The 20772-nt window shown below is 53.9% G+C and carries 19 protein-coding genes; 18 read left to right on the top strand and 1 reads right to left on the bottom strand.

Going from position 1 to position 20772, the window contains the following annotated elements; genetic code table 11:
• Positions 1-49 precede the first annotated feature (49 nt).
• The 16 genes from B2Y11_RS07825 (at position 50) to B2Y11_RS07750 (ending at position 17888) form a co-directional block, all read left to right on the top strand.
• Positions 50-841: an electron transfer flavoprotein subunit beta/FixA family protein gene (locus B2Y11_RS07825; RefSeq protein WP_291057903.1), complete on the top strand. Its 792-nt coding sequence runs from the start codon at positions 50-52 to the stop codon at positions 839-841.
• A gap of 10 nt (positions 842-851) precedes the next feature.
• Entirely contained in the window at positions 852-1865 is a 1014-nt protein-coding gene (locus B2Y11_RS07820) for an electron transfer flavoprotein subunit alpha/FixB family protein (RefSeq protein ID WP_291057902.1), read from the top strand.
• 55 nt (positions 1866-1920) lie between these two features.
• On the top strand, positions 1921-2799 hold the full coding sequence (locus B2Y11_RS07815) for an aminotransferase class IV (RefSeq protein ID WP_291057901.1): 879 nt from the start codon (positions 1921-1923) through the stop codon (positions 2797-2799).
• Between the two features lie 523 nt (positions 2800-3322).
• A complete protein-coding gene (ruvC, locus tag B2Y11_RS07810; RefSeq protein WP_291057900.1) occupies positions 3323-3820 on the top strand; it encodes a crossover junction endodeoxyribonuclease RuvC in 498 nt (165 codons plus the stop codon).
• A complete protein-coding gene (gene ruvA, locus B2Y11_RS07805; protein ID WP_291057899.1) occupies positions 3817-4422 on the top strand; it encodes a Holliday junction branch migration protein RuvA in 606 nt (201 codons plus the stop codon). The genes ruvC and ruvA overlap by 4 nt, the downstream gene beginning before the upstream one ends.
• A gap of 3 nt (positions 4423-4425) precedes the next feature.
• Complete coding sequence (gene ruvB, locus B2Y11_RS07800; RefSeq protein ID WP_291057898.1) at positions 4426-5520, top strand: Holliday junction branch migration DNA helicase RuvB; 1095 nt, start codon at positions 4426-4428, stop codon at positions 5518-5520.
• Positions 5507-5719, top strand: coding sequence for a DUF2905 domain-containing protein (locus B2Y11_RS07795; RefSeq protein ID WP_291057897.1), 213 nt, complete (start codon positions 5507-5509; stop codon positions 5717-5719). Before ruvB ends, B2Y11_RS07795 begins: the two co-directional genes overlap by 14 nt.
• Positions 5720-5721: 2 nt before the next feature.
• Positions 5722-6993: a SpoIID/LytB domain-containing protein gene (locus B2Y11_RS07790; RefSeq protein WP_291057896.1), complete on the top strand. Its 1272-nt coding sequence runs from the start codon at positions 5722-5724 to the stop codon at positions 6991-6993.
• 601 nt (positions 6994-7594) lie between these two features.
• Entirely contained in the window at positions 7595-8614 is a 1020-nt protein-coding gene (queA, locus tag B2Y11_RS07785) for a tRNA preQ1(34) S-adenosylmethionine ribosyltransferase-isomerase QueA (RefSeq protein ID WP_291057895.1), read from the top strand.
• Positions 8615-8623: 9 nt separating this feature from the next.
• Positions 8624-9733: a tRNA guanosine(34) transglycosylase Tgt gene (gene tgt, locus B2Y11_RS07780; RefSeq protein WP_291057894.1), complete on the top strand. Its 1110-nt coding sequence runs from the start codon at positions 8624-8626 to the stop codon at positions 9731-9733.
• A 61-nt stretch (positions 9734-9794) separates the two neighbouring features.
• Complete coding sequence (gene yajC, locus B2Y11_RS07775; RefSeq protein ID WP_291057893.1) at positions 9795-10271, top strand: preprotein translocase subunit YajC; 477 nt, start codon at positions 9795-9797, stop codon at positions 10269-10271.
• Positions 10268-10861, top strand: a complete 594-nt coding sequence (locus B2Y11_RS07770; RefSeq protein ID WP_291057892.1) for a 5-formyltetrahydrofolate cyclo-ligase — start codon at positions 10268-10270, stop codon at positions 10859-10861. Before yajC ends, B2Y11_RS07770 begins: the two co-directional genes overlap by 4 nt.
• Positions 10862-10889: 28 nt before the next feature.
• Entirely contained in the window at positions 10890-12113 is a 1224-nt protein-coding gene (gene secD / locus B2Y11_RS07765) for a protein translocase subunit SecD (protein ID WP_291057970.1), read from the top strand.
• On the top strand, positions 12113-13039 hold the full coding sequence (secF, locus tag B2Y11_RS07760) for a protein translocase subunit SecF (protein ID WP_291057891.1): 927 nt from the start codon (positions 12113-12115) through the stop codon (positions 13037-13039). Before secD ends, secF begins: the two co-directional genes overlap by 1 nt.
• A gap of 149 nt (positions 13040-13188) precedes the next feature.
• The gene (locus B2Y11_RS07755; protein ID WP_291057890.1) at positions 13189-16248 is read left to right on the top strand and encodes a leucine-rich repeat protein; all 3060 of its coding nucleotides are present in this window, start codon (positions 13189-13191) and stop codon (positions 16246-16248) included.
• Between the two features lie 515 nt (positions 16249-16763).
• Positions 16764-17888, top strand: a complete 1125-nt coding sequence (locus B2Y11_RS07750) for a 5-methyltetrahydropteroyltriglutamate--homocysteine S-methyltransferase (protein WP_291057889.1) — start codon at positions 16764-16766, stop codon at positions 17886-17888.
• A 136-nt stretch (positions 17889-18024) separates the two neighbouring features.
• Here B2Y11_RS07750 and B2Y11_RS07745 read toward each other — a convergent pair whose 3' ends face one another.
• Positions 18025-19002, bottom strand: coding sequence for an NAD(P)-dependent oxidoreductase (locus B2Y11_RS07745; RefSeq protein ID WP_291057888.1), 978 nt, complete (start codon positions 19000-19002; stop codon positions 18025-18027).
• 256 nt (positions 19003-19258) lie between these two features.
• Here B2Y11_RS07745 and B2Y11_RS07740 point away from each other — a divergent pair, with 256 nt between their 5' ends.
• Together B2Y11_RS07740 and B2Y11_RS07735 are read left to right on the top strand one after the other, a co-directional pair.
• Positions 19259-20227 (top strand): glycosyltransferase family 2 protein, encoded by a 969-nt coding sequence (locus tag B2Y11_RS07740; RefSeq protein ID WP_291057887.1) that lies wholly within the window; start codon positions 19259-19261, stop codon positions 20225-20227.
• 12 nt (positions 20228-20239) lie between these two features.
• Positions 20240-20656 (top strand): GtrA family protein, encoded by a 417-nt coding sequence (locus B2Y11_RS07735; RefSeq protein WP_291057886.1) that lies wholly within the window; start codon positions 20240-20242, stop codon positions 20654-20656.
• Positions 20657-20772 lie beyond the last annotated feature (116 nt).

Here is a 20772-nt window from a genome sequence, read left to right as displayed (position 1 = left end):
AAAATCTTCTAAAGAATGAAGCCTTGCAGTTGTTTTTAAGGGGGTTATTATGAAATTTATGGTTTGCGTGAAGCAGGTGGTGGATACTTCCCAAATGGAGGTGGATCCGGCCACCGGTAGACTGAAGAGGAATAATGCAAACAGCATTATGAATCCTATGGACAGGAACGCTTTGGAAGCGGCCTTTGCTTTGAGGGATCAGGCAGGCGGCAGGGTGACGGTGATTTCCATGGGGCCGCCTCAGGCGGCAGCGGTGCTGAAGGAGGCCATTTCCATGGGAGCCGATGAGGCTTACCTGGTGACAGACCGCGCATTTGGCGGCGCCGATACCCTGGCCACCAGCTATACTTTGTCCAGGGCCATTGAAAAAATCGGGTCCTTTGACCTCATTTTATGCGGACAGGAATCCATCGACAGCAATACAGCCCAGGTGGGACCGGAAATTGCTGCCACTCTTGGGATGTCCGACGTAAGCGCAGCGGTTGGCATTTCCTGTGAGAAGGAAGGCTTCCTCACTGTGGAAAGGCAGATGGGAGATAACAGGGAAGTACTGGAAATGAAACTTCCCGGTCTTATTACCTGCACCGGGGAATTGAACAAGCCCCGTTATCCCAGCATTAAGGGGATCCTGAAGAAGGAAGAGGTGGAAGTCAAAAATCTTACCGCCGCCGACCTCAATGTGGATGCAGCACGCATCGGCATGAAGGGGTCGCCTACCCAGGTAAGGCAGGTTCGTCCGGTGGTGCCGCCGAAGAAAGAAAATCTCCGCATTGAAGGCGGGACGGCGGAAGATGCGGCTGATGAGCTTACTGCGGCTTTGAAGAAACTGAATCTTGCATAGGAGGGCAATGATGGATTTTTCTGAATATAAAGGAATATATGTAATTGGCGCTCTCGTAGACGGCAGGATCCAGAGGGTGACCGGCGAGCTCACCGGCGAAGCCAGAAAGCTGGCAGATGAACTGGGTGAAAAGGTGTGTGCCGTCCTCATCGGCGACCGTCTGGAAGAGGAGGCGGCATCCCTTATCCCTCTGGGAGCGGATAAGGTGTATGTACTGACAAACAGCCTCCTTTCCCATTATGACGGCAAGGCCTATCAGAAGGCACTGGCTCCTTTCTTTAAGGAGAAAAAGGCGGATACCATCATCATCGCTGCCACTCCCTTAGGAAGAGACCTGGCACCCCGCTTGGCAGCGGAGCTGGTGTGCGGCGTTACCGCTGATGTGACGGAGCTTTCCGCCGATAAGGAAAAGGGCCTGGTTATCTGGTCCCGCCCCGCCATGGACGGCAATATTATGGCGGATATTGTAAGTCCTCTCTACCGCCCCCAGGTGGGCACCGTGCGTCCCGGCATTTTCAAATACCCTAAGGCCGATAAATCCCGCACCGGAGAAGTGGAGGAAGTATCCGTATCCCTTGAGGAAAAGGATCTGGGTACCATTCTGAAGGAAATCATTGCCGGAGAAGAGGATGAAAATCCGGTGGAAACGGCGAAAATCGTGGTGGCCGGCGGTCGCGGATTCCACAGCCGTGAAGAATGGAAACAGGTGCACGAACTGGCTGACCTTCTGGGCGCTGCGGTAGGCTGCAGCCGCCCTATTTCCGAACTGGGCTGGGAACCTCACAGCCGCCAGATCGGACAGACCGGCAAGGGCACGGCTCCGAAGGTATACTTTGCCCTGGGCATTTCCGGCGCCATGCAGCATATGTGCGCCGTGAACGCGGACATCATCATTGCGGTGAACAAAGATGCCAGGGCGCCGATTATGGAAATGGCGGACTATGCGGTGGTGGCGGACCTGAAACAGTTCATGCCTCTCCTGATTTCCAGAATCAAAGCTCTTAAGGAAGAAAAACACTCTTAATATGTTATAATATGTGAAGAAATGCAGTCTTATTTCCTTTGCGGAGGTGAACGGTATGGCAGAAGCAAAAACTACCATCTACTACAATCACAATTTCTACTATGATTTCAGCAAAATCATCAGTGCCGACGACAGAGGCCTGCAGTTTGGCGACGGCTGCTACGAATGGATCCGGGTATTCCGGGGCCATCCCTTTGCCCTTTCCTATCATGTGGACCGTCTGTACCGCTCCATGCGGCTTCTGGGCATCCGCCCGGTGACGGCGCCCGATGAATTTACGGAAATCGTGGAAGTGGTTATCGAAGAAACGGGAGTCACCGAAGGCTATGTGAAAATCATCGTTACCCGCGGCAGCGGCGACCATGACTTCACCATCCCCTCCAGAAACGCCCTCCGCCCCAATGTGCTGGTCTATGCAAAGCCCATTAACCTGGACAGCATTGCCAAAGTGCAGGACGGCGTAAAGTGCATTACCATGAACGACGACCGCGGCCACCACTGCGACATCCTCTCCCTGAACCAGCTGAACAACATGATGGCCCGGGCAGAAGCGCAGAAAAAAGGCGCCTACGACGCCATCTTTATCAAGGACGGCCTTCTTACCGAAGCCAGCCATTCCAATGTGTGCATCGTCAAGGCAGGCGTCATCTGGACTCCGGCGAAGAATGAATTCATGATCCCCGGAATCACCCGCTCCCTGGTGCTCTCCCGCGTAGCTCCCACCGCCGGCGTTACTTCCATCGATGACGGCGCGGAACCGGTGCGGCTGGACAACATGATGGATGCGGAAGAAGTCTTCCTCACCAACAGCCAGGACGGCATTGTGCCGGTGCTCTCCATCGACGGAAAGCCCATCGGCGATGGCAAAGTGGGCACGGTGACAAGAAAGATTCAGGAACATTACCACCATCTCATGACCGATGGTTTGCCGTAACAGGCAGTCAAAAAGCTGAGAAAAAATGTTCAATCATTTTTTCTCAGCTTTTTTTCGTGGGGAAAAGGGGAGCCTTAACCACCCTTGCATTCCTCAATGAGGGCAAATGGGACGCTTTCCCCGGGGCCGGGCCCTCAAAACTTACGCTTTGCTCTTTACCGTTTACTGCCGGAGAGGAACCGCAAAGCGAAGGCAGCATTACCAAACTCATCGCCCCTTTAAAAATTGCGGCGAAGCCGCTACCACCACCCTCAGCGCCAAAGGCGCTGTCGCCCCCTGAGCGAAGCGGACCACAACCCTTCTACACAACCCGCGGCGCCAGCCGCGCTCCTTTTTTAAAACTTGCGGCGCCAGCCGCCACCACAACCCTCGGGCCGCAGGCCTGTCAAACCTGAGAATCTTAAGAACCCTCGCCTGCAGAGCAGGCGTCAACCTTTCCCTCTGAACCCTCTGAACCTTTTGAAACTATGGTATAATGTAAGAGTTAAGAACAAACTTTTCAGCCATGAAGACAGGAGGAGTTATGCGTGTATTAGGCATTGACCCCGGTACCGGACGGTGCGGGTTCGGGGTGGTGGACAAGGTGGGCACCGTGATTACCCCTGTCAATTACGGCGTTATTGAAACCTACAAGGACCAGAGCGACCTGGAGAGGCTGAACATTGTGTATGAAGGCATCTGCGAGCTCATTGCCGCCTACCGGCCCCAGTTCATGGGGGTGGAGACTCTCTATTTCAATACGAATATCACCACCGGCATCAAGGTGGCCCAGGCGAGGGGCGTCATCCTTCTGGCGGGGTATCGGCAGAATATACCTATCGTGCCGGTGACGCCGCTGCAGGTGAAGCAGCAGATGACCGGCTACGGCAGGGCGGGAAAGAAGCAGGTCATTGAGATGGTGAAGCGGCTCATGGGCATAAGGAAGAATATTGATCCCGACGATGCGGCAGACGCGCTGGCCATCGGGCTCACCGCCGCCTACCATGTGGAGCACCGTCAGTTGTATGGGGGAATGAAATGATTGGATATATCAGAGGAAAGGTAACTGCGTTATTTAAAGACGCCTGCTTCCTGGAGGCCGGCGGCATAGGCTATCGGATTTTTATTTCCGATAAGACAAGGCAGCAGCTTGTAAGCGGTGAGGAAGCGAAGCTCCTGACCTACATGGCAGTCCGGGAGGATGCCATCCTTTTGTATGGATTTCTGGGAGAAGAGGAGTACGAGCTCTTCCTCCTTTTGATTTCCATTTCAAAAATCGGGCCCAAAGTGGCCATGGGTATTCTGTCCGCCATGACGCCCTCCGCTTTTGTGGGAGCAGTGAAGACCCAGAGCGTGACGAAGCTCACGAAGCTGCCGGGTATCGGCAAGAAGACGGCGGAAAGGCTTCTGGTGGAGCTGAAGGATAAAATCGGCGCCTTTGCGGTGGAAGATGTGCCGGAAGAAAAGGCGGTGCCGGCGGTGGAGGAAAATCCTGTCACCGGCGAGGCGGTGACGGCCCTCATGAGCCTGGGCTATGAAATGGATGAAATCACGCCGGTGCTGGGCAGGCTGGCCGGATCCTATGATAATGTGTCGAAGCTGGTGAGCGCGGCACTTCGCGAATTTGCAAGAAACCGGGAGTAATGTATGAATAATAAGTATATAAAAAGTCTGGGCGGTGAAGATGAGGAAGAGGTGCTTGGCAGCAAGGGCCGCATCGTTTCCACAGAGGAAATGCCGAAGGATGAGTGGCAGACCTCTCTCCGTCCGCAAAGGCTGGATGATTATATAGGCCAGGAGGCCTTCAAGAAGAATCTGAAGGTGTATATCGCCGCCGCCAAATCAAGGAAGGAGGCGCTGGACCATGTGCTTCTCTATGGCCCGCCGGGGCTGGGGAAGACCACCATGGCCAAAATCATTGCCAATGAACTGGGGAGCCAGTTCAAGGTGACCAGCGGCCCTGCCATTGCAAGACCGGGAGAACTGGCGTCCATCCTCACTACCCTTCAGGACCATGATGTGCTTTTCATCGATGAAATCCACCGGCTGAACCGGAATGTGGAGGAAATCCTCTATTCCGCCATGGAAGACTTTGCTTTGGATATTGTCATGGGGAAGGGCACCGGCGCCAGCTCCATCCGCATTGACCTGGCCCATTTTACATTAATCGGCGCCACCACCAGGGCGGGATCCCTGTCTGCGCCTCTCCGGGACCGTTTCCTCATTACCAACCATATGCAGTTCTACGAACCGGAGGAACTGAAGAAAATCATTACCAGGGCTGCCCGCATTCTGGGCATTGACATCGAGGACAGCGGCGCTGAAGAAATCGCCCGCCGGAGCCGGGGTACGCCCCGTATCGCCAACCGCCTCCTGAAGCGTATCCGCGACTTTGCCCAGGTACAGGGAAGCGCCATTACGGCGGACATTGCCGCCGAAGCCCTGGCGGCCCTTCATGTGGATGACATCGGCCTCGATGACCTGGACAATGAAATCCTGAAGGCCATCATTTACAAATTCAATGGCGGCCCTGTGGGTATCGACACCATTTCCGCCGCCGTCAGCGAGGAAAGGGCCACCATTGAAGATGTGTGCGAACCCTACCTCATGCAGATCGGGTTCATTTCCAGGACCCCCAGGGGACGCATTGCCACCGCTGCCGCCTATGACCACATAGGCGCTGTCTGGCACAGTAAAGAGGGGGAGACAAGCCTCTTTGAAGGTGACCATGGGGACCGGTAAGACTTTAATCATTATAGGCATCCTCTTTATACTGGCAGGTCTCTTCTTCATGGCAGGGGGAAAGCTCACATTCCTGGGCCATCTGCCGGGGGATATTCATTTTTCCAAAGGAAATACGGAGTTCTATTTCCCTGTCATTTCCTGCATTCTGGTGAGCGTTGTCGGCACCATTCTTCTTAATATTTTCTTCAGAAGGTAATCATGATGAATAAAAAAATATGGACAGCTCTGCTGCTCCCCTTTGCCCTTTCCCTTGCCGCTCTTCCGGCGGAAGCCGAATCCATTCCCGTCCAGCGGAAAGCGGTGATTTCCCGTAAATCCGCTCCGGCCAGGAGAACCCCGTCCCAAAGGAACGCTGCCGTGCCTAAAGCGGAGAATAAAACCTCAAGTCTGGGCCCCGATGTGGAAGTGGGGCTTCTTACCTCCGGCGAAGTGACCGTCACAGGCCTTGCGGATTTCAAAGCGGAATCGGCAGGAAAGGTGGTAGGAAAATATGGAAACGGCACCCGCCTTTCCATTTCCAGAAGCGGAAACACCATTCTCCTGAACGGCAAAAAAGCGGGGGACAAGGTGTACCTGACCACCGGAAACAGCGCCCCTGCCTTTGCTGTAAAGGGGAACCGCTACCGGGGCAAAGTGAAGCTCATACCCTCTGCCTGGGGCAGCGGCGTTACCGTGGTGAATGCGGTGCCCATGGAGCTTTACCTCCAGAGCGTGGTGCCGGCGGAAGCGGTGCCTTCCTGGAAGCCGGATGCCCTGAAGGCCCAGGCCGTGGCAGCCAGAACCTATGCCATGTACCATAAGAACGGCTACCGCTCCTCCGGCTACGATGTGACCGATGATACCCGTTCCCAGGTCTACTCCGGCGTATCTGCGGAAACGGAATCCACCAGCCGGGCGGTGCGGGAAACTGCCGGTGAAATCGTCACCTACGGAGGAAAGCCCATTGACGCCCTCTTCCACTCCAGCGGCGGCGGGTATACAGAAAACAGTGAAAATGTATGGGGAAGCACCATTCCCTATCTCCGGGGCGTCAAGGAGGCCTATGTGGGAAATCCATGGACAAAGACCGTGCCCCTTTCCTCCTTCATCCGCACCATGAATAATTACGGCTACGGCGTAGGAAGCCTGAAGGGCATCAAGCTGTCGAAGCTCCGCATCGGGGAAGCCCACCGAAGCGCCGACCGCGGTGTCTCCGGCAGGGTGAAGAGCTTTACCCTTATCGGCAAAAATGGAAGCAGAACCGTTCCGGGAGACAAACTGCAGTCCATCTATGGCCTGGACAGTACCCTCTACGATTTAAACGTGAAAGGAAGCAGTCTCATTATCACCGGCTACGGCTACGGGCACGGCCTGGGACTCTCCCAGTGGGGCGCCGAAGCCATGGCGGAAAAGCAGGGAAACGGCAGGGATTACTATAAGACCGTACTGACCCATTATTATTCGGGAACAAAAGTAGAGAAAATATATTGAGGAGATTTCGACGGGCAGCTGTATTCCCGAAGGTTCACGCGGCTTCGCCGCGAGGGTTCATGGACTGTGCGCAGCTGCGCCAGCCCACGGGTTCTGTCCGGGACCGGCTGACGCCTCCCGGACCGGTTCAAAGGGGAGTTACGTTATATTGCTGCGTTGGCGGGGGAGACGCTCTGACAGGCGACAAATGCTGCCTGCGAAAGTGGTCTGGCCGCCATGGGCGGCCTTATAAACTCATAGCCGCCCATGGCGGCTATCCACAACCCTCAGCGGCAAAGCCGCTGTCAAACTTACGAACCCTCCGGCCCAACGGGCCTGCCCCCTTTGGTGCCTACGGCACCACCTTCCTCCACGGGAAAGCATGTCACTGGATTCTCAGTCGCCTTTGGCTCCCTACGAATCCAGTTCCTTTGCCACCCCGCAAGCGGGGGGACGATAAATAGGGTAGGGCCCTTTTGAACCCTCTGAATCTTATGGCACCTATCCACCGGCCCTATTGGTTCCCAAGAAACAGGAAACTGGAAACTTTTCACTCATTTGTCATATAATATAAAGGTTAACCCAATAGACATTATTTCATAACAGGAGATAGAAAGTAACAATGAAACTTGAAGAATTCAACTATGACCTTCCCAAGGAGCTTATTGCCCAGGAACCGGCGGAACCGCGCGATTCCTGCCGGCTGATGATGCTGGACAAGAAAACCGGCGCCTGGGAGCACCATCATTTCCGGGATATTCTGGACGAAATCCGCCCGGGAGATGTATTCGTATTTAACAACACCAAGGTTATCCCTGCCCGGTTGTACGGGAAGAAACGGGAAACCGGCGGCAAGGTGGAAATGCTTCTTCTCACGCCCAAGGGCAATGATGTGTGGGAAGTGCTGGTAAACCCGGGGAAGAAAGCCCTTCCGGGAGTAGAAATCGAATTTTCGGACAACTGCTGGTGCAAGGTACTGGACAAGACGGAATTCGGCGGCCGGGTGGTGGAATTCCACTACGACGGCAATTTCGACAGCCTTCTTGACCAGCTGGGAGAAATGCCTACGCCGCCTTACATCCACAAGAAGCTGGATAACAAGGATGAATACCAGACGGTGTACGCCAAGTACAAGGGTTCCGCCGCAGCTCCTACGGCAGGCCTCCATTTCACCCCCGAGCTGATGGAGGAAATGAAGAAGAAGGGGGCGGAGCTTCTCTTTGTCACCCTTCACGTAGGCATCGGCACCTTCCGTCCGGTGAATGAAGAAAATATCGAAGACCATGAAATGCACAAGGAATGGTACACGGTGAACCAGGACGTGGCCGATGAAATCAATAAGGCCAGAAGTGAAGGCCGACGCATTATTGCCGTAGGCACCACCTCCGTCCGTACCCTGGAGTCCGCCGGGCAGAGCGGCACTCTGGAAGCAGGCAGCGGCTGGACCCAGCTTTACATTTACCCGGGTTACCAGTGGCATATGGTGGACGCTATCGTCACCAATTTCCACCTGCCCGAATCCACCCTCATTATGATGATGGCATCCTTTGCAGGAAGGGAGCATATCCTGGCAGCTTATGAGGAAGCGGTGAAGCAGAAATACCGTTTCTTCTCCTTCGGTGACGCCATGTTTATCAGATAAGGAAATCCTATGGTTATCAACTACGAACTCATTGCGGAAGATAAGAAGACCGGTGCCAGAGCAGGCCTCCTCCATACGCCCCACGGCACCTTCAAGACCCCTATGTTTATGCCTGTAGGCACCCAGGCCACGGTAAAGACAGTGACGCCGGAGGAGCTGGAGGATATGGGGGCCCAGATCATCCTGTCCAACACCTACCATCTCTTCCTTCGTCCGGGGACGGAGCTTATCCGGGAAGCCGGCGGCCTTCATGATTTCATGAACTGGCCCAAGGGCATCCTCACCGATTCCGGCGGTTTCCAGGTATTCAGCCTGGGGGCCATGCGGAAGATTACGGAAGAGGGCGTCCATTTCCGTTCTTTCCTGGACGGGTCGAAGCAGTTCCTCTCGCCGGAGGTGTCCATCCATGCCCAGGAAGATCTGGGAAGTGACATTGCCATGGCCTTTGATGAATGCATTCCCTATCCCGCGGACTATGACTATGCCGACCATTCCACCGCCCGCACCACCCGCTGGGCGGAGCGGTGCATCAAAGCCCATACAAGAAAGGACCGGGGCATGTTCGGCATCGTGCAGGGAGGCATGTACAAGGAGCTCCGCCGCCGGAGCGCCGAGGAAATCTCCGCCATGCCCTTCGACGGCATGGCCATCGGCGGCCTGTCGGTGGGAGAGCCCCATGACCTCATGTATGACATCCTGGAATACACCACCCAGTTCCTGCCGGTCAATAAAGCCCGCTACCTCATGGGCGTAGGCACGCCGGACTGCCTGGTGGAAGGGGTGGCCCGGGGTGTGGACATGTTTGACTGCGTCTTCCCCACCAGGGTGGCCAGAAACGGCATGGCCATGGTGCACACAGGCCGCATGAACATGAAGAACAAAAAATATGAAAAGGACTGGGCCCCTCTGGAAGAGGGCTGCCAGTGCTACACCTGCACCCATTACAGCCGCGCCTATATCCGGCACCTGTATAAGTCGGAAGAACTCCTGGCTTTCCGCCTGGTGACCATCCACAATCTCTATTTCCTGCTCCAGTTCATGCGGGATATGAGACAGGCCATTATTGACGGAAATTTCACGGAATTCCGCGAAAATTTCATGGCGAACTATAAAAGATAAAGACATCCCCTCTGTTTTATGCTAAAATGATTCTATACGTTCGTTGGAGGTGAAGTTATAAGTGGAACAAGCAATGCACATTCTGAGCCTGGTATGGCCTTTCCTGATTCTGGTGGCAATCATGTATTTCTTCATGTATCGTCCTACCCAGAAGATGAAAGTGGAAAGAGGCCGTTTCCTCATGGCCCTGAAGAAGGGTGATAAGGTGGTGACCTCCGGCGGTGTCCATGGCACCATCAAAGTTCTCCGCGACAAGTACGTGGAACTGGAAATCGCTCCGAAGGTAGTCATTAAGGTTGAGAAATCCGCTGTCCAGCACTTTGAAGGCAAGCCGGCAGTAGGCGAAGCCCCAGAATCCGAAGTCATTCCGGAAGACAAGAAGTCCAAAAAGGATGAACCGGAAACCCAGGTGGTGGAAGAAGTAGTGGAAGTGGACGATCCGAAGGATGCAGGCACGGAAGTCATCGAAGAAGTTGTTGAAGTGGATGACAAGGATGCCGCAAAGGATGAAAAGTCCAAAGCTGAGGTAAAGAAATGAGAGAGACGGATATTTCCTCTTCGGAAGTGAAAAGGGAAATCCGCCGGAAGATGCTCGCCTTACGGCGGGCTCTTTCTGATGATGAGGCAGTGAAGAAAGCAGAAAGCCTCACCTCATGGATACTCACTCTTCCGGAATACAAGAAGGCAAAGCGCATCATGGCTTTCCTTGCCATGAAAGGGGAGTCCAATCTGGACGGCCTCATTGCCCGCGCCCTTTCCGACGGGAAGGAAGTGTATGTGCCGGTCTGCCTCCCGGAAAGGCAGATGGAAGCGGGAAGGCTCCTGGATATGGATCATTTCGTACGCGGCCCCCTGGGGCTTCGGGACTTGCCCAAGGGCTATGACACCGTCTCTCCGGAAAAGCTGGACCTGGTGCTGGTGCCCGGCGTGGCCTGCGACAGGGAAGGAAACCGTCTGGGCATGGGCGCCGGTTACTACGACCGCTACCTTGTGCACGTACCCTTTGAAAAAAGAATTGCTGCCCTCTGGGATTTCCAGGTGGCAGAAGCCATTCCTTCCGAGCCCTTTGACGAGAGGATTGCAAAAATCGTTACCGATAAAGGTATCATTGTAACGAAAAGAGGTTGAAGTTTTGGAAACGAAAAGGAAAAGCCCCCTGAGAAAGGGAGCTCTTGTCCGGTTCTGGGTGGTGATGCTCGCCATTATCGGCGTCTTCGCTGCTGCCGTAGGACCGCTGGCAGGCCATATCCGCCAGGGTCTTGACCTGCAGGGCGGCACTCATATCGTCATGCAGGCGGAAGATACGCCCCAGAACAAGGTGACCCCGGAAGCCATTACCCAGGTCATCAATATCATGCAGAAGCGTGTCAATGAAATGGGCCTCACTGAACCGATTATCCAGCGGGAAGGGGCCAACCGTATCATTATCGAACTCCCCGGCGAAAGGGATCCCCAGAAAGCCATCGAAACCATCGGCAAGACTGCCGTCCTTGAATTCAAGGATGAAGAGGGCAATGTGAAGCTCACCGGGGAAGACCTGAAGAACGCCAAGGAAGAAATGGGTCAGAACAAGCAGCCTCTGGTGGCTCTCCAGTTCACCGATGAAGGGGGCAAAAAATTCGGCGACCTCACCGCCGCCAACATCGGCCGTCACATCGGCATCTACCTGGATGGCGAACTCCTGACGAACCCCGTGGTGAATGAAGCCATTACCGGCGGCTCTGCCGTCATTACCGGCCAGCGGACCCTGGAAGAAGCCAAGGATCTGGCCATCCTCCTTCGAAGCGGTGCCCTTCCGGTGAAGGTATCGGTGCTGGAAGTGAGAACCGTAGGCCCCTCCCTGGGCCAGGACTCCAAGGATAAGTCCGTGGTAGCCTTTACCATCGGTATTTCCCTGGTGGTACTCTTCATGCTGGCGGTTTACCGCATGGCCGGCTTTGTAGCGGACACCGCCCTTCTGGTGTATGTGCTCATCCTTCTGGGCGTGCTGAATGTGCTCCATGCCACCTTGACCCTTCCAAGTATTGCCGGCGTTATCCTGTCTGTAGGTATGGCGGTGGATGCCAATGTGCTCATATTTGAACGATTCAAGGAAGAAATTGCGGCGGGGAAAATCCTTCGCCTGGCTGTGCAGGCCGGTTTCAAGCGGGCCTTCGTCACCATTTTTGATGCGAACATGACCGTCATCATTACCTCCTGCATCCTCTTCTTCCTGGGCAGTGCCACAGTGAAAGGCTTCGCCTTCTCCCTGGGCCTTGGCGTGGCAGTGTCCATGTTCACCGCCATTACGGTGAGCCGTACCCTCCTCATGCTCCTTATCGATGCCAGCTGGATTCATAATCCCTGGTGGTTCGGCGGGAAAAGGGGGTATGACAGATAATGTTTAAGAATTTCGATTTTATCGGCCATAAGAAGATCTGGTTCACCTTCTCGGGAATCATGATCATCCTCTCCATCATTTCCATCATCCTGTTCCGATTCAACTGGGGCATTGACTTCACCGGCGGCACCATTCTGGAACTGGGCTTTGACAAGAACGTCACCGTAGAGGAAGTACGTGACGGACTTCGAGAAGACGGGCTCCAGACAGCCACCATCCAGCTTTCCGGCAATATGTCCGATGAAACCAGCAATGATGTGATCATCCGTACCAGAAACCTGTCCTCTGAAGAGGCACAGACCGTGGTAGGTCATGTGAAGGATAAAGTAGGCAGCGGCGACGTGAAGCGTATCGAAACCGTAGGTGCCGTCATCGGTTCTGAAGTAACCAAAAGCACCCTGCTGAACGTGCTCATTTCCTTCGGTGCCATGATTCTCTACATGTCCATCCGCTTTGAACATAGAATCGCCATCTCCACCATTGTGGCCATCTGCCATGATATCCTCATGGTACTGGGAGTCTTTGCCTTCTTCCATCTGGAAGTGGACGCCTCCTTCCTGGCCGCCATCCTTACGGTTCTTGGCTACTCCATGAATGAATCGGTCGTTATTTTCGACCGTATCCGTGAAAATCTTCACACCCACAGAAGGACCGACAGCTTTGCCACTCTGGCCAATGACTCCATTCACCAGACCATCCGCCGTTCCCTCTATACATTGACCACCACCCTCTTCTGCGTAGCATCCCTTTACTTCTTCGGCGGGGATACGACAAAGAACTTCGCCCTGGTCATGCTCATCGGCTTCATCTCCGGCGCCTATTCCTCCATCTGCGTGGCATCCAGTATCTGGGTCACCTGGCATGAACACCTTCACAGCCAGAGAAATGAACCTCACGCAGTGAAAGCGAAAAAGGCAAAGGCCTGATAGGCACTAAAAAAAAGACTTCCCCCTGGGGGAGGTCTTTTTTGGTGGGGAGGAGAGTGAAGATATATTCCCGGTCTATCATGTGACATACCCTGCCTTGCGTAGTACAATAAAATACAAGAAACCTTTGATTGAATAGGAGGATTGCCATGTTTTGCATGAACTGCGGAAAACCGCTGCCTAATGGTTCGAAATTCTGCCCCCACTGCGGGACGCCGGTGATTTCTTCCGAAGGAAGGGGCTCATCGGAAGAGGAGCCTTCTTTGGATGATCTCTTGAAGAAGGTAGATGAGAAGAAGGAAGAAAAAATCTATCCTATTTTCTGCTCTCCCCATGACGACAGTGAATCGCTCCGTCCTTTCCATGACGGAGAAAGGGGAGTCTATGCTTTTGACATGGACGGCTGCCATTTTGAATACGATGAGCGGCAGGTGGGATTTTTCCGTCTGTTTAAGGTTATGATGGCTGAAGCAAAAACTCCGGCAGAACTCAAGCGTATTTACCTGGGCGAAGGTGATGTGAAGGGGCTTCTTCAATTTGTTTCCGATGAAAAGGCGGTGAAGGAGCTCTTTGGAAGCCTCTTGAAAAAGGAATCGTCCCTCCTCATGGGCCGCGGCATTTACGGTTTGGAATTTCAAAACTTTATGACCCGGGATACGAAGGAAGGAGCCCCTTCTGCGCTGGATGCCTGGCAGGACTTCATCGAATTCCTTCTGGAAAAGGTGGGCCGGATTACAGGCAGCGCCGAGGCGGCCAGAAAATACAGGGAACTCCGCAGGGAGTATAGAGGCCGCATTATGGGCGGCGGCTTCGGCATCGGCGGCGCCATTGAAGGCATGATTACCGCCGGCATTGCCAATCTGGTCATTGGCGCCGGCCACAGTCTCTTCAATGCCATAGGCAATGCCTTTACAAACATCCAGGAAAGGCAGGAGCTGGAGAAACTTTTTCAATCAGAGGACCTCATGAAGTCCTTTATGAATGCCTATCAAAGAGCAGCGGGATGCCTGGTGATGGATGCAGCGGACCGGCTGAACCTGCTGCCGCCGGACAAGAAGGACGTGAGAGTGCCGGAGAGGATTCTTTCTGCCATCCAAAACGGAGAGCTGGAGAAGGGCCGCCGAAAGGATGGGGCTGCTTATGCCCTGGCCCATAATCCCTGCAGCATGCTTTCCTATAAGCTTTTCTATGCCTTTGGCAGGGATCAAAAGGGTACCGCTGACCGTATTGCCGAGGCCTTCGGCCTTGGGGGAGCATTGGAAAAGGTGAAGTATGAACTTTCCATGGCAGTGCTTTCATCCTATGAAAAACAGAGGGGCCTTCCGCTGCCTTCCCTCTTGCAGCGGATAAAGGAAGGGGGGACGGCGCTTGATGAGATCATGGACCGGGAACTTCTTCCAAAGGCAGGAGATATTGCTGCGGCCATGGAAGGCGTGGAAACAAGATTTCCCTATGACCTTATGGATGAATTAAAGAAGGAAACAGAAGAAATAGTCATTCAAAAGGGACAATCCCGGAATATGGGAGAAGATGGCGCCATTCCCTCCTTCTATTTCTATCACCGGGACGATGAATCCATTACGCTCCCGGAAGGGGTGACGGCCCTTTCCGACTACGCCTTCTGCTACTGCAGGAACCTTAAGGAAATCAGACTGCCAAAGAGCCTTAGAACCATCGGCAGGCATGCTTTTTACAGGCTGCCTTCTTTGAAGGTACTGTCCATCCCTTCCTCTGTATCGGTGTATCCCCTTTCTGCGGCTGAGGGAGAGACGGTGGTGAAGCTTTCGCCTGAAACTGCGGTGGAAGATGATGAAGACCGGGAATCCTCCGTGCGGCTGGACATTCCCCTCGGCGGCAGGGCCTATGAATCTATGAAAGCAGGAAATCTTCCGGGCAGATATACCACCATTTTGACGAAGGAGAAGGCCGAGGACATCATTTCCGGCAAGAAGCGCCCAAGCCTTCCGGTGGAATTCAGGCATCTCCTTCCGGATATTTCCAAAGTGTGCGATGAGGATGATGACCGCTTCCCCGAGGTCATCCACATTCCGGAAGATACAGTTCCCATAACAAAACTGGACAGCGGTGCTTTCCGCAATGCGCCTGTCTGCTATATCCATCTGAAGGGGGATATAAAGGAAATCGGGGAATCCTGTTTCCAAAAGTCCACCATCTGCCAGATGAAGGCGGACGAAGGGCTGGAAGCCATCGGGGCCCATGCCTTTGAGGGCCTTCTTTACTTTGCCCATGCAGAGCTGCCCTCTACCCTTTCTTCCGTGGGAGACTATGCCTTTGCCCACTGCCGGGAACTTCATTTCATGGAGCTTCTCCAGATGGAATGCCATATCGGGAAGGGAGTCTTTGAAGGGGACGACATGATTATCTGCTGCCTTCCGGGAAGCAGCTGGGAGACTTACTGCCGGGAAAATCACATTCCCTATTTCCGCAAGGGAGAAAAATCGCCTCTCGTGAGGAAAGCGGAAGCCCGGCAGATCGTACGGAAGAGCCGGGCCAAAGATCACTGGCACATTTACGACAATTCCAAATATTACAGCCAGGGCGGGTTCATGGATGATTTCAAGCGCACCGCTCCTTCTACCAGTAGCATCCGGGGCATTCCGGTGGACAGCAGGGGAAGGGAAAAAGAGGACAATGGCGAAAGAATTTATTTCATCAGAGTCCAGGCGGAAAAGAACGGAGACTATGACCGTGAGGCCATGGCCCGTGCCATCATGGCAGATCCCCGCCGTCCGGCATATACATCGGCCGACGGAAAACGGCATATCCTCATCTACCCCTGGACCATGACCTTCAACAATTACATCTGCACCGATACCTATAATCACGCCACACTTCTCTACGTAAACGGCGGCAGAGATATTGAATACATCGGCGAATATGCCTTTGCCTCCTCCGAACTCATCGCCTTCTACGGCGAAAAGGTAAAGGAAGTGTGGGAGGGCGCCTTCAAAGGCGCGAAGGCGCTGACCTATGTGGAACTGGGAAATCAGCTGCAGAGCCTGGAAGACGAAGCCTTCGCCTGCTGTCCGAACCTCAAAGCCATTACCCTCCCTTCCAGTCTCCGCCGTATAGGAAAAGACGTATTCAGGAATACGCCGGTTACCGTGAAATGCGAAAAAGACAGCAGTGTCTATACTTACTGCATGGAAAACGGGATTCCTGTGGAAATTAGTGGGTTGGTGAACTAGTGGGACAGTGGGACAGTGGGACAGTGGGACAGTGGGACAGTAAGCAGCTTTCCGATGTCCGCTTACCGCTGCGCGCTGGGCTGTATTCCCGAATGCTGGGAGACGACAGACAACAGACGATCAGACGTCAGACTTCCCGCCCACATATGAGTCAATATCGGCAGGTACCGAGATTCTTCGCCTACGGCTCAGAATGACCTTGTCAGGCGGGAATATGACTCCACATCCCATGCCGTCTTCGGCGGCGTTATAAATCATTGCCGCTGATGCGGCTATCCACAACCCTTCTACACAATCTGCCGCCGTCAGGAGGCCATAATCCGCGGCGAAAGCCGCGCCCCTCAGAACCCTTCTGAACCCTCTGCCCCCCGGGACGCGAAAGCGCCCCCTTTCTGTTATAGCCTAAAGCTATATCTACCCATGATTTTCCTGTATTAACGCATATAGCCCTTCCTGTGGTAGGATAGACCCATCAGCAATGAAGAGGTTCATGAAACCTGTTACAGGAGGCATATATGACACAGAGAATACCATTTCGCAAGGATATTGTAGGCAGCTTTTTAAGACCTGAGGCGCTGAAGGAGGCCCGGGCTGCCTTGGAAGAAGGAAAGATTTCCGCCGAAGAGCTTCGGGCAGTGGAAGATCGGGAAATCCGCCGTCTGGTGGAGGAAGAGAAGAAAAACGGACTCCATGATTTCACGGACGGCGAATTCCGCCGCGCCTTCTGGCATCTCGATTTCCTGGCCGCCCTCACCGGCTGTGAGCAGGTGGCGGCAAAGGCCTGGTCTGTCCATTTTGAAGGGAAGCAGCCCAAGGCTACCACCTTCCGCATTACAGGAAAGCTCGATTTCCCCAAAAATCATCCCTTCCTTTCCCATTTCCGTTTCCTGAAATCCCTGGAGGATGAGGGCCATGTGGCGAAGATGACCATTCCTTCCCCCTCCATGCTTCACCTCATGACCTGCGTGAGGGAGGAGAATCCCCTGCTGCCGGATATGTATGAGGGAAAGGAAGATGTCCTTTTTGACCACATTATCCGCACCTACCGGAAGGCAGTGGAGGCCTTCTACGATGAAGGCTGCCGGTACCTGCAGTTCGACGATACCTCCTGGGGCGAATTCTGCTCTAAAGAGAAGACCGATGCTTACCGGGCAAGGGGACTGGATCTGGAGCATATCAAGAGAAAATATGTGGAAGTGCTGAATGCAATCCTCAGCGCCAAGCCGAAGGACATGACCATTACCATGCATATCTGCCGGGGCAACTTCCGCTCCACCTGGTTCTCCTCCGGCGGTTACGAGCCGGTGGCGGAAATCCTCTTCGGCTCCTGCCATGTGGACGGCTTCTTCCTGGAATACGACAGCCACAGGGCCGGTGATTTCAAGCCCCTCCGCTTCATCAACGGCCAGAGGGTAGTGCTGGGCCTCGTTACCAGCAAGACTGCAGCCCTGGAAAATCCGGAAGACCTGAAAGCAAGAATCCGGGAAGCAGCGGCTTATGTACCTTTGGAAAACCTCTGCCTCAGCCCTCAGTGCGGCTTCGCTTCCACAGAGGAAGGAAATATCCTTACGGAAGAAGAACAGTGGGCCAAAATCCGCCTGGTTGCTCAGGTGGCGGAAGAAGTATGGCAGGACGCATGAAATAAAATTTCAAATCAAAAAACAGGTTATCCCCTGGGATGACCTGTTTTTTAATTGACTCAAACCTCAAACCTCAAACCTCAAACCTCAAACCTCAAACCTCAAACCTCAAACCTCAAACCTCAAACCTCAAACCTCAAATTTCCCGTTCATATTCCTCTCTGTGCACCTTTCCCTTCACCGGCTTTCCATCCAGAAAGGCGCGGATATTGCGGAGGGCGTTCATGAGGGCCTCCCTGTGGGCGGTGCTGCTCATTTCCGCATTATGGGCGCTGCCAAGCACATTGGGGTAGGCAAGGAGGGGGTCTCCATCCTTGGGATAGGCTTCATTTTCCTCCCACCACACATCCATGGCCACATGGAAACGGGGATTATTTTTCACCTTGTCCAGCAGGGCTTTTCGGTCAATGAGCCGGGCCCTGGCTACGTCCACCACCATGCTGTCTTCTTTCATAAGGGAAAGGATGTGGCTGCTGATGATGCCCTCCGTTTCCTTTGAGAAGGGAAGGGCCAGCACCAGCACGTCCGCTTCCTTCACCGCCTCTTCTAGATCATCCATTGTGTAGGCTTTGGCAAGAAGTGGGGACTTCGGCAGGTGGCGGGAAATGGCAGTGAGCCGGCAGTGGAAGGGATGGAGCACCTCCGCCACCGCCTGTCCGATGCCGCCGAAGCCGGCGATGAGCACGGTCTCTTCGGAAAGGAGCTTCTGGTGATACCCAAGAATATGGAACTCTCCCCTCTGCAGGTCATAGAGCTGCTCACGGAGGCAGCGGTTCAGGGCGATGATCATGCCGCAGGCGGATTCCGCAATGCCCCTGGCCCAGCCGCCGGCGTTGCAATAAAGGCGGATACCCTTCGGAAGGGTTCTGAAATCCAAGTGATCCACGCCGGTTCTGGTGGTCTGCACCATGGCAGGTTTGGCAAGAAGCGGAAGTTCCTCCTTCCGGATGTCGCCTGTAATATTTCTGGAAAGCACCACATCCGCTTTTTCCAGTGCTTCCTTCCGCTTTTCCTCATCCATGTCCTCCAGATAGAAAAGAGAAGCCTCCGGAAAAAGGGATGAAATATCCTTTTCATACTTCTTTCTGATAGGCGGCGCAATGACAATATTCATAATTTCCTCCTTCACGAAACAGACTTTTCTTCTTATTGTACCATCCGGGGGCAAAGGAAGTGACACAGCGGCATATCTATTCATCGCCCGAAGGGCCGTCCTCCTTTGGTGCCTGCGGCACCACCTGCCCCCGCAGGCGGTGGGACAATAATTGAAGTCACCCTCTGAACCGGGGCCGCAGAGCGGCCTTTTACCATCTGTATTTTACAGCGGGAATGGAGTACAATAATCAGTACGAGTGAAAGGAGAGTAAACCATGGACAGGATTGCCGTATTGATTCCCTGCTGGAATGAGGGGCTGACCATTGAAAAGGTGGTTGCCGATTTCAAGCGGGTGCTTCCGGAAGCGGTGATTTACGTATATGATAATAATTCCACCGACCGCACGGCGGATCTGGCAGAAAGGGCGGGGGCGGTGGTGCGCCATGAGTACCGGCAGGGAAAGGGCAATGTGATCCGCTCCATGTTCCGCGACATTGATGCGGACTGCTATGTCATGGTGGACGGAGACGACACCTATCCTGCGGAAAACGCCAGGACCATGGTGAATCTCATTCTGGAGGGAAAGGCGGATATGGTCATCGGCGACCGCCTTTCTTCCACCTATTTTGAGGAAAACAAGCGGCCTTTCCATAATTCCGGCAACATGCTGGTGCGCCGCTGTATCAATATGTTCTGGGGAGAAAGCAGCCTTGAAATCAAGGATGTGATGACAGGGTACCGTGCCTTTTCACCTATGTTTGTGAAGACTTTCCCCATCCTGTCCAAGGGCTTTGAAATCGAAACGGAAATGACCATCCATGCCCTGGACAAGAATCTTCTTCTGGCCAATGTGCCCGTATCCTACCGTGACCGTCCGGCAGGGAGCGTGAGCAAGCTCCATACCTTCCGGGACGGGGCCAAAGTGCTGAAGACCATTTTCATGCTCTATAAAGATTACAGGCCCCTCCGTTTCTTTACGGCAGCCGCCGTCCTTTTGGCTTTGATTTCCCTGGCCCTTTTCCTTCCTGTGTTCCATGAGTATGTCATCACCGGTCTGGTGCCCAAGCTGCCGACCCTGGTAACTTCCGGCTTCTTCATGATGGCGGCAGTGGTGTTTCTGGGCATCGGCCTCATGCTGGATACGGAAGTGAAAAGCAGCAGGAAGAACTTTGAAATCCAGATGAATATCATCCGGATGATGCTTAAAAAAATAAGGAAAAGGGGAGACGTCCCATTGTTGTAAGAAAGGTATACCATGTTTGATTCTCTGATTCGTCGATTTTTTCCCTCCACAGAACGGTTCTGGGAGGTATTCCGCTTCCTGGTGGTGGGCGGAGGCTGTTTCCTTCTGGAATATGTGCTCCTCTTTACCCTTACCGAATACGGCGGCTTCCATCCGCTGGTGTCGGCGCCCATTGCTTTTACGGTGTCCCTGGTGGTGAATTACATCCTCTGCGTGTATGTGGTTTTCCATGCAAAACAGCAGACCGGCAGACAGATGGTGCTCTTCGCCCTCACATCCATTATGGGCCTTGGCATCAACCAGGCTGTCATGTGGTTCTTCATCGACATCATAGGCATATGGTACATGTTTGCCAAGGTTATCGCTTCGGCCATTGTGATGATATGGAATTACTTCACCAAGCGGTATGTGCTTCACGGGCATATGTGATAGGACACGCCTTGGCGGGCGTGAGGGGTGATAGCTGCGAGGGTTGTGGTGGGCGCCTTTAGGGAAGCGCTGATTAAATCATTGTTTGCTTTTATTCTTGAATTTTTATGCAATGC

Origin of the sequence: Dialister sp. UBA1703 (genome assembly GCA_002320515.1) — a bacterium.
In the GTDB taxonomy this organism is placed as follows: Bacteria; Bacillota; Negativicutes; order Veillonellales; family Dialisteraceae; genus Dialister.
Note: the sequence above shows the minus strand (reverse complement) of the source record. Positions and strands in the feature narration are given on the sequence as shown.

Excerpts from the sequence above, each read along its gene's own strand:
- B2Y11_RS07740 (WP_291057887.1), top strand. The coding sequence starts at position 19,259 with ATGGACAGGATTGCCGTATTGATTCCCTGCTGGAATGAGGGGCTGACC.
- queA (WP_291057895.1), top strand. The coding sequence starts at position 7,595 with ATGAAACTTGAAGAATTCAACTATGACCTTCCCAAGGAGCTTATTGCC.
- B2Y11_RS07770 (WP_291057892.1), top strand. The coding sequence starts at position 10,268 with ATGAGAGAGACGGATATTTCCTCTTCGGAAGTGAAAAGGGAAATCCGC.
- B2Y11_RS07815 (WP_291057901.1), top strand. The coding sequence starts at position 1,921 with ATGGCAGAAGCAAAAACTACCATCTACTACAATCACAATTTCTACTAT.
- ruvC (WP_291057900.1), top strand. The coding sequence starts at position 3,323 with ATGCGTGTATTAGGCATTGACCCCGGTACCGGACGGTGCGGGTTCGGG.
- B2Y11_RS07735 (WP_291057886.1), top strand. The coding sequence starts at position 20,240 with ATGTTTGATTCTCTGATTCGTCGATTTTTTCCCTCCACAGAACGGTTC.
- B2Y11_RS07825 (WP_291057903.1), top strand. The coding sequence starts at position 50 with ATGAAATTTATGGTTTGCGTGAAGCAGGTGGTGGATACTTCCCAAATG.
- B2Y11_RS07745 (WP_291057888.1), bottom strand. The coding sequence starts at position 19,002 with ATGAATATTGTCATTGCGCCGCCTATCAGAAAGAAGTATGAAAAGGAT.
- secF (WP_291057891.1), top strand. The coding sequence starts at position 12,113 with ATGTTTAAGAATTTCGATTTTATCGGCCATAAGAAGATCTGGTTCACC.
- B2Y11_RS07820 (WP_291057902.1), top strand. The coding sequence starts at position 852 with ATGGATTTTTCTGAATATAAAGGAATATATGTAATTGGCGCTCTCGTA.
- B2Y11_RS07750 (WP_291057889.1), top strand. The coding sequence starts at position 16,764 with ATGACACAGAGAATACCATTTCGCAAGGATATTGTAGGCAGCTTTTTA.
- B2Y11_RS07795 (WP_291057897.1), top strand. The coding sequence starts at position 5,507 with ATGGGGACCGGTAAGACTTTAATCATTATAGGCATCCTCTTTATACTG.
- ruvA (WP_291057899.1), top strand. The coding sequence starts at position 3,817 with ATGATTGGATATATCAGAGGAAAGGTAACTGCGTTATTTAAAGACGCC.
- ruvB (WP_291057898.1), top strand. The coding sequence starts at position 4,426 with ATGAATAATAAGTATATAAAAAGTCTGGGCGGTGAAGATGAGGAAGAG.
- tgt (WP_291057894.1), top strand. The coding sequence starts at position 8,624 with ATGGTTATCAACTACGAACTCATTGCGGAAGATAAGAAGACCGGTGCC.
- B2Y11_RS07755 (WP_291057890.1), top strand. The coding sequence starts at position 13,189 with ATGTTTTGCATGAACTGCGGAAAACCGCTGCCTAATGGTTCGAAATTC.
- B2Y11_RS07790 (WP_291057896.1), top strand. The coding sequence starts at position 5,722 with ATGATGAATAAAAAAATATGGACAGCTCTGCTGCTCCCCTTTGCCCTT.